The sequence below is a fragment of the Lysobacter sp. 22409 genome (genome assembly GCF_052045105.1).
Taxonomy (GTDB): domain Bacteria; phylum Pseudomonadota; class Gammaproteobacteria; order Xanthomonadales; family Xanthomonadaceae; genus Lysobacter; species Lysobacter antibioticus_B.
In genome coordinates, this window is record NZ_JBQEOE010000021.1 from 71,715 (window position 1) to 87,920 (window position 16,206).

The 16,206-nt window shown below is 67.2% G+C and carries 6 protein-coding genes; 3 read left to right on the forward strand and 3 right to left on the reverse strand.

Annotation, left to right across the window (positions count from 1 at the left end; genetic code table 11):
- Positions 1 to 298: 298 nt before the first annotated feature.
- The 3 genes from ACTJJK_RS12560 (at position 299) to ACTJJK_RS12570 (ending at position 13,552) form a co-directional block, all read left to right on the forward strand.
- Positions 299 to 10,828, forward strand: a complete 10,530-nt coding sequence (locus ACTJJK_RS12560) for a hemagglutinin repeat-containing protein (RefSeq protein ID WP_440730365.1) — start codon at positions 299 to 301, stop codon at positions 10,826 to 10,828.
- Entirely contained in the window at positions 10,825 to 11,691 is an 867-nt protein-coding gene (locus ACTJJK_RS12565) for a hypothetical protein (protein ID WP_031370141.1), read from the forward strand. Before ACTJJK_RS12560 ends, ACTJJK_RS12565 begins: the two co-directional genes overlap by 4 nt.
- Positions 11,692 to 11,779: 88 nt before the next feature.
- Positions 11,780 to 13,552: a ShlB/FhaC/HecB family hemolysin secretion/activation protein gene (locus ACTJJK_RS12570; RefSeq protein ID WP_223621814.1), complete on the forward strand. Its 1,773-nt coding sequence runs from the start codon at positions 11,780 to 11,782 to the stop codon at positions 13,550 to 13,552.
- A 12-nt stretch (positions 13,553 to 13,564) separates the two neighbouring features.
- On the opposite strand, the gene ACTJJK_RS12575 is transcribed toward ACTJJK_RS12570, so the two are convergent.
- Genes ACTJJK_RS12575 through kduI form a run of 3 tightly spaced genes read right to left on the reverse strand, consistent with a single transcriptional unit; the run spans position 13,565 to position 15,678 of the window.
- Entirely contained in the window at positions 13,565 to 14,023 is a 459-nt protein-coding gene (locus ACTJJK_RS12575) for a cupin domain-containing protein (protein WP_440730366.1), read from the reverse strand.
- 25 nt (positions 14,024 to 14,048) lie between these two features.
- Positions 14,049 to 14,822, reverse strand: a complete 774-nt coding sequence (kduD, locus tag ACTJJK_RS12580; protein WP_440730367.1) for a 2-dehydro-3-deoxy-D-gluconate 5-dehydrogenase KduD — start codon at positions 14,820 to 14,822, stop codon at positions 14,049 to 14,051.
- 10 nt (positions 14,823 to 14,832) lie between these two features.
- On the reverse strand, positions 14,833 to 15,678 hold the full coding sequence (gene kduI, locus ACTJJK_RS12585) for a 5-dehydro-4-deoxy-D-glucuronate isomerase (RefSeq protein WP_408949847.1): 846 nt from the start codon (positions 15,676 to 15,678) through the stop codon (positions 14,833 to 14,835).
- Positions 15,679 to 16,206: the final 528 nt, after the last annotated feature.

The window sequence follows — 16,206 nt, forward strand, 5'->3', positions numbered from 1 at the left end:
TCGCTTACGCGCTCCGGATGCGGATAACGGCACAGTCGTCGGCCGGACGGCGCTCGTTCGCTTGCGGCTCTCGGCCTGTTCGGAGGGGCCGAACGGCCGCGAAGGCTGTGCGATGGGCCTTCGTCTCCACGCCGTTACCGGCGCGATAGTGTGACCTGAGTCGCACGTCACGGCGATTGCAGGGGGCGGGGTAGGGATCGCCGCCGTTGCCTCGTCTCTATAGGCGAACGCCAGCTCATGCCCTGCGGGGTGCGAGGCCAACGGCGGCGACGCGCCATTCTTTCAAGGACGACAGACCATGACCCGCCTTCCGCCTCGCATCGCCCGTGCGCGTGCTCACGGCACGCAACCGAACGCGTCGGCTTCCGGGACGAAGCCGGCACTCGCCAAGGACGGCGAGGGCGCGTGCGCGCACCGCGCCACCACACCGCTGACTGCGGCGGTGGTCCTGGTCGCCGCACTATCGGCTTCGCCGAGCCAGGGACAAATGATCGCGGCGCCGGAAGCGCCCGCGACGCAGCGCCCGGTGCTGCTGACCGCGCCCAACGGCGTGCCCCTGGTCAACATCCAGACACCGTCGGCGGCCGGTGTGAGCCGCAATGTCTACCAGCAGTTCAATGTCGGTCCCGAAGGCGCGATCCTCAACAACAGCCGCGGCAACGTCCAGACTCAACTCGGCGGTTGGGTGCAGGGCAATCCGAATCTGGCCACCGGGCCGGCGCGGATCATCCTCAACGAGGTCAACGGCGGCGACGCCAGCCGCCTGCGCGGTTACCTCGAAGTCGGCGGCCAACGCGCCGAAGTGATCATCGCCAACCCGGCCGGCATCGCGGTCGACGGCGGCGGTTTCATCAACGCCAGCCGCGCCACCTTGACCACAGGCACGCCGCAGTTCAATTCCTTCGGTGGCCTCGACAGCTTCCTGGTTCGCGGCGGCACCATCACCATCGACGGCAAGGGCCTGGACGCCAGCAAGACCGACTACGCCGCGATCCTCGCCCGCGCGGTGCAGGCCAACGCCGGCATCTGGGCCAGCGAGCTCAAGGTCGTTACCGGCGCCAATCAGATTTCCGCCGATCACGCCCAGGTCGCCGCGGCGGGCGCCTCCGGCAGCACACCGACCTATGCCTTGGATGTGGCGGCACTCGGCGGCATGTACGCCGGCAAGATCGTCCTGGTCGGCACCGAAGCCGGCCTTGGTGTGCGCAATGCCGGCACGGTGCAGGCGGCGTCGACGTCGGCGGCGCAGCTCGCCGGCGCCGGCCAACTCGTCGTCACCAGCGCCGGGCGCCTGGAAAACATCGGAACCCTGCAGGCCACGACCGACGCGAGCCTGAGCGCATCGACGTTCGACAACAGCGGCCGCGTGTCCAGTGGCGCGAACCTCAAGATCGCCACCCAGGGCGCCCTCAACAATCGCATCGGCGAGCAAGGCGGCACGCTCGAAGGCTCGCGCCTGGAGTTGAACAGCGCGGGCGACCTCGACAACCGCGGCGGCACCTTGCGCCAGACCAGCGGCGCGGCGCTGGCCTTGAGCGCGCCGAGCCTGAGCAACCGCGGCGGCAACATCGGCCTGGAGCCGATCGCGCAAACGCCGACACCGGGCACCGGGCCGGGCAATGGCGGCACGCCACCGACCACGCCTGGTGGCGGTACACCAGGCAACGGAGGCGGCACTCCGGGCAGCGGCGAAGGCGGTGGCGTCGTGCCGCCGCCGTACCAGCCGCCGTCGCCAGGCCTGATCGCCGCGGCGGGCACGCTGCGCAACGACGGCGGGCGCATCTATGCCGGCGGCGGGATCGCGTTGCACAGCGCGGACCTGGACAACCAGGGCGGCAGCCTCAGCGTCGCCGACATGACGGTCGATCAGCCGCGCTTCGACAATCGCGGCGGCACGCTCAATATCGGCAACGTCTTCAACGCCCGGGTCGAACAGTTCGATAACAGCGGCGGCAAGCTCAACGCCGGACGCTTGAACATCAGCGCGAGCGGCGACCTGCTCAATCGCGGCGGCACGCTGACCAGCGCCAGCGACGCCCAGCTCGCGGTCGGCGGAACGCTCGACAACAGCGGCGGCACCATCGCCGCCACCGGTGTCCTGGCCGCGGCGGTGAGCGGCGCGGCGATCAACAACGCCGGCACCTTGATCGCCAATCGCGATGTCGGCCTGACCGCCGCCACGCTCGACAACGCCAAAGGCAGCATCCAGTCGGCGCAGGCCGGCGCGCGCTTGAACGTGGTCGGCGCCGTGAGCAACGCCCAGGGCCAGATCGGCGCGGCCGGCGACCTGCATCTGCAAGCCGGCAGCCTCGCCAACAGCGGCAGCCTGCGCGGCGCCAACGACGTCACGATCACGACCGGCGGCGTGTTGGGCAACGACGGCAGCATCACCGCCGGTCGCAACGCACTGATCGCCGCCGGCAGCCTGCAAGGCGGTGGCAGCGGCGTGCTCGGCGCCGGCATCCAGGCCGACGGCAAACTCGCCGGGGCGGGCCAGTTGCAGGTCACCACCGCCGGGGCATTGGTCGCCCACGGCACCCAGCTTGCCGCCGGCAAGGCGACCCTGCAGGGCGCGAGCGTGGATATTTCCGCGGGCCAGACCAGCGCTGCCGAGATCGCGCTGACCGCCACCCAAGGCAACGTCGACACCAGCCGCGCCACCGTGGCCACGGCCGGCCACTTGAGCGTCGTCGCCAACACGAACGGCGCGCAGTCGCTGATCAACCAAGCCGGCAAGCTCAATGCCGGCGAACTCGATGTCCGCGCCGCCAACATCGCCAACACCCAGGGCGGCGAGATCGTCCAGACCGGCACCGCGGCCAGCACGCTCGCGGTCAGCGGTACGCTGAATAACGACGGCGGCCGCATCGCCAGCAACGGCCAGGACCTGGGGCTGCAGGGCGCGGCGATCAGCAACCGCGGCGGCAAGATCGAACACGCCGGCAGCGGCGCGCTGAAGATCGCCGGCGGCCGTTTCGACGGCGACAACGGCCACATCACCGGCAACGGTGGCTTGCTCGTCGAGCTGGCCGACGCCTTCAACCAGGACGGCGGCAAGACCAGCGCCAAGCAGATCGCCATCGAGGCCGGCGAGCTGAGCAATCGCGGCGGACAGATCGTCCAGACCGGCGCCTCCGACACGCGCATCGGCGTGCGCGGCGTGCTCGACAATAGCGGCGGCATCCTCGCCAGCAACGGTCAGACCCGCGTCGCCGCCGGCAGCCTCAGCAACCGGGCCGGCACCCTGCGTGCAGCCGAGGGCTCGGCACTCGGCATCAGCGTCGAGGGTCTACTCGACAACAGCCTCAAGGGCGAGATCGGCGCCGGCGGCAACGTCGGCCTGCGCGCGGGGGGCTTGAACAACGACAGCGGCCGCATCACCTCGGTCGGCGACGTCGCCGTCGATACCCAGGGCGGCGCCGCGACCAACATCGGCGGCACCATCGCCGGCAACGGCAATGCCCGCATCCTTGCGGCCAGCCTCGACAACAGCGGCGGCACCGTCGCCGCGGTGCGCGGCAACCTCGACATCGCCACCGCCGGCCTGACCCGCAACGACGGCGGCAGCCTGCAGGCCGGCGCCCGCACCATGCTGGCCAATGGCGGCTTGAGCAATCGCGGCGGCAAGGTGTTCGGCGACAGCCTGTCGGTCGATACCCGCGGCAATGCCCTCGACAACAGCGGCAAGGGCGCGTTGGCGGCCACCCAAACCGTCACCCTGAAATCGGGCCTGTTGAACAACGACAGCGGCGTGATCCAGTCCGGCAAGGCGATGAGCATCGATACCGGTGGCCAGGCCTTGATCAACACCAACGCCGCCGGCGCGAGCAACGGCCAGGGCGGCATCAGCAGCGCCGATACCCTGACCCTCAATACCGGCACGCTGAACAACAACGCCGGCTTCATCGGCGCCAAGCAGGCCTTGGTCGCCAGCACCGGCGCGGTCAGCAACAGCGGCGGCACGGTGCTGGGCGAAAGCGGCGTCAGCATCGACACCCATGGCGCGACCTACGACAACCGCGGCGGCCGTACCCAGGCCAAGGGCGATCTCACGATCAGCGCCGGTGCGCTCGACAACAGCGGCGCGCTGATCCGCTCGCTCGGCAAGACCACCCTAAATGCCGGCCACGTCGTCAACGCCGGCACCTCGGGCGCGAACCTGGGCATCGAGGGCGGCAGCGTTGCGATCAACACCGGCGGCTTCGACAACCGCTCCGGTGCGATCCGCGCCGATGCGATCGCGACCATCGTCACGGGCGGCACCGTCGACAACCGCGCTGGCCTGATCTCGGCCGGAGACACCGTCGCGATCGTCGATCCCAACGCCGCCAACCCGGCGGCCAAGACGCTCGACCTGATCAACGGCAACGGCACCCTGGTCGCCGACAAGCTGCTCAAGATCGACGCCGCGCGTTTCAGCGGCGACGGCCGCGCGGTGTCGGGCAAGGACCTCAGCATCGCCCTGACCCAGGACGTGATTAACAACGGCGAAGTCGGCGCCAACGGCAACGTCAGCTACACCACGACCGGCAACTTCACCAATCACGGCAAACTCGTCGCCGGCCAGACCCTGACCGTCGCCGGGCGCAACGTCGACAACACTGTGGGCGCCGAAATCAGCGCCGGCACCACCATCGTCCGCGCCGCCGACACGCTGACCAACCGCGGCCTCATCGACGGCCACGACACCCGTCTCGACGCCGGCACCCTCAACAACATCGGCACCGGCCGCGTCTACGGCGACCTCGTCTCGATCGGCGCCGGCACCGTGAACAACGACGCCGAGAACGTCGGCGGCACGATCAAGGCCGGCACCATTGCCGCGCGCAGCCGCCTGGACATCGGCGCCGGCACCCTCAACAACCGCGAGCACGCGTTGATCTTCAGCGCCGGCGACCTGTTCATCGGCGGTGCGCTCAACGGCGAGCGCGAGGCGACCGGGCAGGGCGGCACGCTCAACAACTTCAGCGCCGACATCGAGTCGCTGGGCGACCTGTCGATCGCGATGGGCCGCATCAACAACTGGGACGTGCACATCCGCAAGGGGCCGCAGGCGATGCCGCCGAAGGCTCCGACGGTATTGCTGGCGCCGATCGGCGGCAGCGGCTTCTACACCCTCGACCAAGTCATCTTCGTCATGGGCTCGCCGATCGTCTATCTGCGCAACCCCGACGGCACACCGGGCCAGTTGTTGACGGTCGAAGGCTTCGGCCTGTGGACGACCTCGTACGCGGTCACCGAAGACACCGCGACAGATGTCGACCCCTCGCGCATCGTCGCCGGCGGCGACATGGCGCTGTCCGGCGCCGTGCACAACAAGAGCAGCAAGATCATCGCCGGCGGCACCCTGACCGCGAGCGACGTGACCAATGAAGGTTTGACCGGCAACCGCCGCATCGTCAGCTCGACGATCGTCATGAACCACAAGGGCGAGATCCAGGGCAGCGTCAGCCACCCCGACATCAACGAAACCATCGACCTGGAGAAATACACCCCGCTGCAGAACGTCAACGCGGTGCAGGGTTACAACCCCGGCGCGGCCGGCACGGCCAACGTCGACGCCCACGGCGGCGGCGCGGGCGGGGTGAACGGCGGCGCCGGTCCGGGCGCGTTGGTCGAAGTGCCGGCTCAGGTCGGCGCGGTGATCCGCGCCTCGGGCGCCAGCGCCGGCACGGCCGGCGGTGCGAATGGCGCCGACGGCACCGGCAGCAACGAGACCATCCCGATGGTCGTGCGCACAAGCCTGCCCAATGCGACGGTGCCGCGCGCCAGCCTGTTCGGCCTGCGCCCGGATGCAGGCAGCCGCTATCTGATCGAGACCGACCCGCGCTTCGCCAACCACCGCCAGTGGTTGAGCAGCGACTATCTGCTGAGCCGCATGGGCTTCCAGCCCGAGCACCTGCTCAAGCGCCTCGGCGACGGCTTCTACGAGCAGAAACTGATCCGCGAGCAGGTCGCCCAGCTGACCGGTTATCGCTATCTCGACGGCTTCGGCAGCGACGAAACCCAGTACACCGCGCTGATGAACGCCGGTGCGACCTTCGCCCAGCAATACGGCCTGCGCCCGGGCGTGGCCCTGACCGCCGCGCAGATGGCCCAGCTGACCAGCGACATCGTCTGGCTGGTCGAACAGACCGTGAGCCTGCCCGATGGCGGCACCCAGCGCGTGCTGGTGCCGCAGGTGTACGTGCGCGTGCGTCCGGGCGACATCGACGGCTCCGGCGCCTTGCTCGCCGGCAACGCGGTACGCATCGGCAGCGCCGGCGACGTGGTCAACACCGGCACCATCGCCGGTCGCGCACTGGTGTCGATCACCGCCGAGAACGTCAACAACCTCGGCGGCCGCATCGCCGGCGCCAACGTGGCGATCGACGCGCGCAACGACCTCAACAATATCGGCGGCAGCATCACCGCACGCGACTCGGCGGTGCTGACTGCCGGCCGCGACATCAACATCCGCACCACCACCCAGAACTCGACCGGTCTGTTGACCGGCAGCAACATCGACCGCATCGCCGGCGTCTACGTCACCGATCCGGGCGGCGTGCTGCTGGCCTCGGCCGAACGCGACCTCAACCTGACCGGCGCGATCCTTTCCAATGTCGGCCAGGGCAGCCGCACGCTGGCCAACGCCGGCCGCGACGTCAATCTCGGTACGGTCACGCTCTCCACCTCGGCCCATGTCAGCGGCAGCAGCGGCGACACCACCGCCAGCGGCATCGCCGCGCATAGCCGCGAAGTCGGCTCGCAGATCGTCGGCGGCGGCAGCGTCGCGATCAGCGCCGGCCACGACGTGCAGGCGCGCGCGGCCCAGGTGGCCGCCGGCGGTACCCTCGCGGTCAGCGCCGAGAACGACATCCGCATCGACGCCGGCCAGTCCGCGAGCGCGATGCTCGCGGTCAGCCATACTTCGAGCAAGAAGCTGCTCTCGCGCAGCAGCAGCGACAAGCTCGACGGCGAAAGCGAAACCCGGGTCATCGGCAGCAGCTTCAGCGGCGACAACGTGGTGATGTCGGCCGGCAACGACCTGGTCGTGCGCGGCAGCGAGGTCTCCGCCGTCAATCAGGCGGTGCTCAGCGCCGGTCGCGACGTGCGCATCGAAAGTGCGCAGGAGCATTCGCAGTCGGCGAGCTTTGCCTCCAGCAAGAGCAGCGGCTTCAAGCGCAACCTGACCGACGGTCTGACCTACAGCAAGAGCTCGCGCAGCGAGTTCGAGATCAACCGCAGCACCGAACAGGTCGGCAGCAGCGTCAACGGCGGCAACGTCAGCATCGATGCCGGCCGCGATGCCCAGATCATCGCCAGCAACGTCATCGCGGACCGCAACGTGGGCATCACCGCCGGCCGCAACATCGACATCCTGGCCGCGCAAGACACCAGCGACACGATTTCGGCCAGCGACAAGAACGACCGTACCCTCAATCTGCGCGTCGGTTACGCGCCCAAGCAGACCTTCTACAGCCGCACCCGCAAGGGCGAGGACGGCACCGGCCAATCCAGCACCGCGGTCACCAGCCTGATCAGCGCCAACAACGGCAACCTCAGCCTGTATGCCGGCGCCGATCCCAAGTACGCGGGCACCGGGCAAGGCAACGTCACCACCGAAGGCGCCAACCTGCTGGCCAAGAACCGGGTCGGCATTTCCGGCAACGCGGTCAACCTGATGGCCGCGACTTCGACCGAGGCCAGCAAGAAGCACAAGGAGAGCAGCGGCCATACCATCGGCGCCGAACTCACCGGTTATGCCGGCAGCGCCATCACCAGCCTGTACAAGCGGGTCGAATCGGCGCGCACCACCAGCGACGATCGCCTGCGCGGCGCCTTGGTGCTGAAATCCGGCTACGACGCCTACAAGCTGGTGAGCAGCGACAAGATCGCCAACGGCGTCAACAGCTTCGGCCAGGCGCAAGACCCGACCAAGGTCGCCTCCGCGGTCGCCGCCGGCAGCAGCGAGGCGGCCCTGGCCAATAATCCGTCCGGCGCGGCGTTCGGCATCGCGGTCAGCGAAAGCCGCACGCGCGAGCGTTCCGACACGGTCAAGGTCAGCACCAGTCAGCGCGGAACCAACATCCAGGCCGGCAGCATCGACATCACCGCCCGCGAGTCCGACATCAATGTCGAAGGCGGCAAGCTGCAGGCACGCGACATCGTCCTGGACGCCAAGCGCGACATCAACCTGTACGCCGCGCGCAACACCGCCGCGACCCTCGGCACGAGTTCGGGCAGCAACCTCGGCGGCGGCGTGACGTTCGGCTTCGGCTCGCAGAACGGCTTCAGCATCCAGGTCGAGGCCGGCAACAAGTCGGGACGCCAGACCGGCTTCGAGGTCAGCCACGACAACACCCTCGTCACCGCCACCGACTCGCTCAAGGTAAAGAGCGGCCGCGACACCAACCTGCGCGGCGCGCAGCTGGCCGGCGACAGCGTCGAGATGAACGTCGGGCGGAATCTCAACATCGAGTCGCTGCAGGACGTCACCAGCTACGTCAGCCGCGAAAGCAGCAGCGGCTTCAGCCTCAGCCTGTGCATCCCGCCGATCTGCTACGGCGAATACGTCTCGGGCTCGGTCAGTGCCTCGAGCCAGCGCGTCAATCACCTCTACCAGAGCGCCACCGGGCAAAGCGGCATCAGCGCCGGCAACGGCGGCTACGACATCGTCGTGCGCGGCAACACCGACCTCAAGGGCGGCGCCATCACCAGCACCGCGGCGCCGGACAAGAACAGCCTGACCACCGCCAGCCTGACCAGCAGCGACCTGGTCAACCAGCAGAAGACCAATTCGTCGAGTTCGAGCCTGAATATGAGTTTCAGCTCGGGGGCGAATGCGTATTCGCAGGGCACCAGCCTGGCGGGCAATGCGATATCGAGCGCGACCAGTACGGCGTTGGCGAATCTCACCGGCGGCGCCGGATTGCCCGCGAAAAACGACGAGAGCAGCCATACGCTCAGCGTCATCAGCCCGGGCAATATCAGGATCACCGGCACCGGCAACGCCGAGATCGACGACAAGAGCCGCGAGAACGTCGCCACCCTGACCGTGCGCGACCCCGAAACCGCGAACGGCGCGCTCGTCAATACCCTGACCCTGCAACAGGCCGAGGAGATTCCGAAGCGCCAGCAAGAAGCGAAAGAGCGCCAGCGCGCGCTCGACATCGTCGGCGGCGTGGTCAACAGCGTCATCGGCGACGTCAGCGAAAAACTCAACAAGCAGGCGCAGGAAGACGAAAGAAAGCGCGCCGAAGCGGCCGGCGAGCCGCCCAGGCCGGTCACCGCCTGGCAGGACGGCTCGATCGAGAAGACCCTGCTGCACGGATTGGCCGGCGCGATCCAGGCCAAGATCGGCGACGGCAGTGCGCTGCTCGGACTCGCCGTCGGCACGATCAACGAGCAGTTGACGCCGATGATCGGCGAGTACCTGAAGAGTCAGGGCCTGGACCCCAAGAGCGACGCCTACAAGGCCCTGGTGAAGGCAGGTTCGACGCTGTTGGGCGCCGCAGTCGGCGCTGCCTTGGGCGATGCGGGCCTGGGTGCGGATTTGGCCAATACCGCCACCTCCAACAACTACCTCAAGCACATGGAGGTCGTGCAGAAGAACAAGGAAATCGTTGCTTGCCGAGGCTTTGGGCCCTGCATCGAGGCGCGCGAGGCGTATTGGAACGAGGTCAGCATCGAACGCAACCGCCAGATCGACATGAGCTGCACGATGCAGGCACCGGAACAGTGCCGGGCGAACCTCGACGACATGCGCGAGGACCTGCTGGAGCTGAAGCAATACGCCAGCGGCAAGGGCATCAATCCCTATACCTCGGAAGAATGGACCAACCTGAGTCAGGTCGCGGCCCTGTACCAGGCCAACCTGGAACGGCTCGCGGCGATCGGCGCCAACGAACTCGGCTCGACCTACGCCACGCCGGCCACGCTATACGCGAACGGTTACCTGACCAAGGACGAAGCCGACGCCTTGGCCTTGTTGCGGCGCGGGACCTTCGTCAGTGCGCTCGGAACCATGCTGTCCAACGTATCGCCCGGGAAGAGCAACAGGCAGGTCACCGACGAGGTGGGGGCCGGCAAGTCCACGACCATCCGGATCGGGGACAAGGATGTCGACATCATCGAACGCAACGGCACGGTGAGCCGGTACAACCCGGCGACCGATCGTTACGAGCCGATCGGGGCCGGCGCGGAAGTGCCGAGCCTGCCGTCGCAGAATCCGCCGTTGCCGGGAGCGCCGCCGATCGGACTGCCTGCACCGGCCGGCTATGTGATCATGCCGATGAAGGATTCCAGCGGCACCTCGATCCCGGTGGTGATAGCGAGCGATAAATTCGCCTGGGGGCCGACCGACCCCAAGAATCTCATCGGTTCGCAGAACGTCGATCATGAGCGCGCCGCGGAGCGCTTCATCCGCTCGACCGTGGACGTCGTGAGCATGGTCGATGCGAGACGAGGCAACAACAACGGCTTCGATCCGTCCTACATCAAGAGAGATGCTAACGGGAACTACCAACTGGTCATCGTCGAAGACAAATCGGGGTCGATGCCCAAGATCACCGCGTTCGGCGAAGGCAAGAACGGCGAGGCTCAATTCATCAAGAACCTGGCGTCCATGCGCGATACGATCCTCAACGACCCGACGATTCCCAATCTGGCCAAAATATCGGCGTTGGATCAGATCGACAGGAGGACCTTCCTGGTCCAGCTCTTCGTCGGACCGAGCTCCAACCCTTCGCTCGCCCAACTCGACAACATACGCCAGCTCACCAACAACCAATTCTCCCTGACGAACATCACGGTATTGCCCCGCGTGAGAGAGCCGATCAAACGATGAATGCGGTATCCACCCAGCAGGCATGGCGCGAGTTCGTGGCCGCTAATCTCGGGCCGGAGGGCTATCCGGGCACGGTCGAGCGTATCGACGGGGAAGGGCTGTTCCGATTCTGGTCTCGGATGGACGTGCCCGTCAGCTCGCACTATCTCGACTGCGCCGTGGAACTGCTCTGCGGCGCTCCGGACGAAAGCGACCTGGCGGCGAAATTCCTGGGCTATGTACGCGCTCAGATCGAGCGCGCCGAAGCCGAGCCAGAGCGATGGCAGCGCGGGGGGGCAGGAGGATGGGGAACCTCGACGCTGAAAGCTGCGCGGTGGTACGACTTCGTGAGGGTCGAGCTGTATAGCCGGTCGCTGCTCGGCGAAGCGTTCGCGGTGGAGCCGCTCCATTTCGATGCGCTGCAAGGAAGCGCCGCAGAGTATGCGCTGTTGCCCGATCGGGATTGGCAGGATGGCTACCAGGCGAGATTCATAGAATGCGCGGTCGTCGCGCTGGCTTGGGGACGCCCGGACCTGGCTCATTCGATCCTCCAGGTCCGGCGCCCGTTCTCGTACACCGCGCGTTATCACGCTTGGGCCCGGGGTCTGGCCGATGCGCTTCTGGCGGTTCCGGCGGGGCAAAGCGTCGCTTCCGACTCGACGCTTTGGCTGCAGTTCCATTCGCTGTTCGACGAGGCGCGACACCCCACTTCGTTGCTCAGGACCGGAGCGGCTTCGCACGAGGCTGCGCAACGCGGAGACGCCATCGTTTCGTCGAGTTGGTCTTTACTGCGCCTGGCGCTGGCGACGATCAAGCAACGCTATTTGCTCGATAGACCTGTCGATCCCGGCATGAAAGCGTTGATCGGATTGATCAGCGAGTAGACCGGTTTCAACCCGGCTGAGTTCGCGGGCTTTCGCCGGCACCGATTGCGGCTTGCTTGAACATGGACGATTTCCCAGAGGAAGCGCTTTGAACAATCCCTGTCGCAAGGCGATGCGAGTCACCACCCGCGCGACGATGATCGCCTGCGCGGTCGCCGCACCAGCGATCTGCGCCGCCCAGGTCGCCACCACGCCGCAACCGATCATCGAGCAGCAACGCCAGCAGGAGCGCGAGCGGGCGTTGCGCGAGCAGAACGAACGCAGCATCGACGAGCGCCTGCCGACCGCGTTGGCGGCGCCGACCCAGCGCATTCCCGCATCCGAGTCGCCGTGTTTCCGCATCGACCGTGTCTTGCTGGTCGGCGATCGCGCCGAGTCCTTCCAATGGGCGCTCGATCATCTCGATGGCCCCGACGGCGACGATCCGGCGCTCGGCCGGTGCCTGGGCACCGACGGCGTCAACGTGGTCATGGAACGCGTCCAGGCCGCGGTGATCGCCAAGGGCTGGGTGACCACGCGGGTACTCGCCGCGCCGCAAGACCTGTCGAAGGGCACGCTGAGCTTGACCCTGTTGCCCGGGCGCATCGCCGCGATCCGGCTCGGCGCCGATTCGGCGTCGCCGCTGCTCGGCAGTTCGGCGCTGTTGCTCAGCGCGATTCCGGCCCGCGTCGGCGACCTGCTGAACCTGCGCGACATCGAACAAGGCCTGGAGAACCTCAAGCGCGCGCCCACCGCCGACGCCGACATCAAGATCGAGCCGTCCAGCGCCAAGGACGCCAGGCCCGGCGACAGCGATCTGGTGGTCAAGTACGTGCAGCCGCGCCACTGGCGGGTGAACCTGAACCTCGACGACAGCGGCACCGATTCGACCGGCCGCAACCAGGGCGGCGCGACCTTGTCGCTGGATAATCCGTTCGGCCTCAACGACCTGTTCTACGTCAGCGCCAACCACGGCGTGGCCAGCCCGCTGTTCCACGGCGCCGCCAAGGGCAACGAAAGCCAGACTGCGCATTACTCCTTGCCGTACGGCTATTGGGCGCTGGCCCTGACCGCATCGCAGAGCGAGTATCACCAGCGCGTCGCCGGCCTCAACCAGACCTATGTCTATTCGGGCGAGAGCGGCAACGGCGAGGTCAAGCTGTCGCGCCTGCTGTACCGCGACCAACATCGCAAGACTGCGATGGCGCTCAAGGCCTTCCGTCGATCCTCGCGCAACTTCGTCGACGACACCGAGATCGAAGTGCAGCACCGCGTGGTCGGCGGATGGGAGCTGAGCCTCAACCACAAGGAGTTCGTCGGCAGCGCGACCCTCGAAGCCACGCTCGCCCACAAGCGCGGCACCGGCGCCTTCGGTTCCATCGTCTCTCCCGAAGAGAGCTTCGGCGAAGGCACTTCGCGGATGAAGCTGTATACCGCCGAAGTCAGCCTCACCGCGCCGTTCAAGCTCAAGCTCGCCGGTGGCGAGCGCCGGCTGCGCTATGTCGGCCTGCTGCGGGCGCAATGGAACCGCACGCCCTTGACCCCGCAGGACCGCTTCGCGATCGGCGGCCGCTATTCGGTGCGCGGCTTCGACGGCGAAACCAGCCTGGTCAGCGACCGCGGCTGGCTGATCCGCAACGACCTCGGCTGGGTCCCTGGCCAGAGCGGCACCGAGCTCTATGTCGGCATCGACTACGGACGCGTCGGCGGCCGCTCGGTCGCCGAGCTGATCGGCCGCGACCTCGCCGGCGGCGTGGTCGGCGCACGCGGCGGCTGGAAACGCTTGAGTTACGACCTGTTCGCCGGCGCGCCGATCTCCAAACCGCGCGGCTATCCGACCGCCGACATCAGCTTCGGCTTCAATCTCAGCGCGAGCTTCTAGCGCACGGGCGGGTCAGGGCGCAGGCTTGCGGTAGACCACGATGATGGTCAGGTCTTCATCGCCGAGTTGGCGCAGGCCGTGGCGACTGCCGTTGCGGGTGAGGACCGCGTCGCCCGGACCGACCTGGCGACGGCGGCCATCGAGCATCAGTTCGCCGCGCCCGGACAGGACGTAATAGATCTCGTCTTTGTCGTTCGTGTGCTCGCCGATGCTCGCGCCCGGATGCAGGCTGCGCTGACGGAACACGATATCGAAGCCTTCGGCCTGGGCGAAGAACGGATAGGCCGTGGTGCGGCCTTCGCCTTCGTGCGGGCCCGGCTGCGCTTGCGCGATGTCGCGAGCCTGCTCGACATACGAATCCGAGCGCGGCTTCGATGCCGGGGCCGCGGCATGAGCCGGCGCGATCGCCGTCGCGGCGAAGACGCAGGTCGATGCAACGGCCGAGCATCGGCGAATCGATGGCAGGATCATGGTGGATCTCCGCGGATAACGGCACTCAGCGCGCCAGCCAACCTCCGTCGACGGGCAGGACCGCACCGTTGACGTAGTCCGAGGCACGACTTGCCAGGAATACCGCCGCGCCGCCGATGTCCGCCGGTTGCCCCCAGCGTCCGGCCGGAATCCGCGCCAGGATGTCGCGGTTGCGCGCCTCGTCGGAGCGCAGTTGCGCGGTGTTGTCGGTGGTCATGTAGCCGGGCGCGATCGCGTTGACGTTGAGCCCCTTGCCGGCCCACTCGTTGGCGAGCAGGCGGGTGATGCCGGCCAGGCCGGACTTGCTGGCGGTGTAGGAGGGCACGCGGATGCCGCCCTGGAACGACAGCATCGAGGCGACGTTGATGATCTTGCCGCGTCCGCGGGCCACCATGCCGCGCCCCACTGCCTGCGCAAGAAAGAACGCGCTCTTGAGATTGACGTTCATGACCGCGTCCCAGTCGGCCTCGCTGAAATCCAGCGCGTCGGCGCGTCGGATCAGGCCGGCGTTGTTGACCAGGATATCGACCGACCCCAGGGTTTCGACCGTCTCGGCGACGATACGGTCGATCGGTTCCAGACTGGACAGATCGGCTTGCAAGGGCACTAGCCGGCGGCCGAGGCCGCGCACCAGTTCGGCGGTCTCGTCCATCGTGCCGCTGGCCACCGCGGCGATGTCGGCGCCGGCCTGGGCCAGCGCCAGAGCGATGGCCTGGCCGAGTCCGCGATTGGCGCCGGTCACCAGGGCGACCGAGCCGTCGAGGCCGAACGGATTGCGCGGATGCGGATCGGTATTCATGCGCGCGCCCTCACTTGAGTTGGCAGATGTCGAGCTGGTGCATATCGGTGTAGTCGAGGTTCTCGCCGCCCATCGCCCAGATGAAGCAATAGTTCTGCGTGCCCGAGCCCATGTGGATCGACCACGGCGGCGACACGACGGCCTCGTCGTTGCGGATCACGATATGGCGCATCTCGGCCGGCTCGCCCATGAAGTGCATGACCCGCTGGTCGCCCAGTTCGAAGTAGAAATAGACCTCGGAGCGGCGGTCGTGCAGATGCGGCGGCATGGTGTTCCAGACGCTGCCCGGCTTGAGCACGGTCAGGCCCAGCAGCAACTGGCAGGAGCGGCAGGTGGCCGGCACGATGTACTGATAGATCACCCGCTCGTTCGAGGTCTCCAACGCGCCGCGTTGCAGCGGCACGGCCTGGTCGATCGAGATGTGCACGGTCTCGTGGCGCGCATGCGCGGGTGTCGAGGCCAGATAGAACTTGGCCGGCTCGGCCGCATCGTCGGAAGCGAACACGACGTTCTGCGTGCCCATCGGCACGTAAAGGCCGTCCTTCGGCTTGAGCGCATAGGTCTGGCCGTCGACGCGCACGCTGCCCGCACCCTGGCCGACGTTGACGATGCCGAGTTCCCTGCGTTCCAGGAACGACTTGCCCGCCGCCGAGGCCGGCTCGCTGTGCGGCGGCAGCGCGATCGGCGCGTGGGTCGGTGCGGCGCCGCCGATGACGAAGCGTTCGTTGTGCGAGTAATTGAGACGAACCTCGCCGTCGGCGAACAGATCGCCGATGAGGTAGCGATCGCGTAGTTGCTCGTTGCTGGCGCCGGCCATCATGTCGGGATGGGTGGCGTGGTAGGTCTTTTGGAACATCGAAAGCTCCGTCGGGTCGGGGCCCCGGGCCGGCGGCGGGGCCGGGGTAGGGACGATTCTAGACCGGAAGGTTAACCGGTGTCATTCGTTCGCGACGGCGATAGGTTTGAGGTTGCTGTTCGCGCTTTCGGATGGGCAGTCAGGCATGGCGGCTGCCATGAATATCTTTTTAAATCAGCCTATTACCGCCATTATCTGATGTCCCGAATCAGCTGGGTAAGCCACGCCGCGCGTGCGAAACCGGGCAGTCGCGATGTACCTGCTCCTGTAGGAGCGGCGTAAGCCGCGACCAAGGGACGCGCAGAATCCGCAACGCCTTTGTCATCGATAGAAGGAGTGGATCGTCGCGAGGGCAGGAGCGCCGTTCTACCGGATTTCCTTCGGTCACAAGCCGCGACCGCGCTGTTTTGATCTTGCGGCGTTTCGCTCAAGCAAGATCAGGATCAATATCAAACGCTAAAAGCTTCCGCCACTAAAGCGGCGGGTTACTTTCTTTTGTCATAAGCAACAAAAGAAAGCTAACCAAAG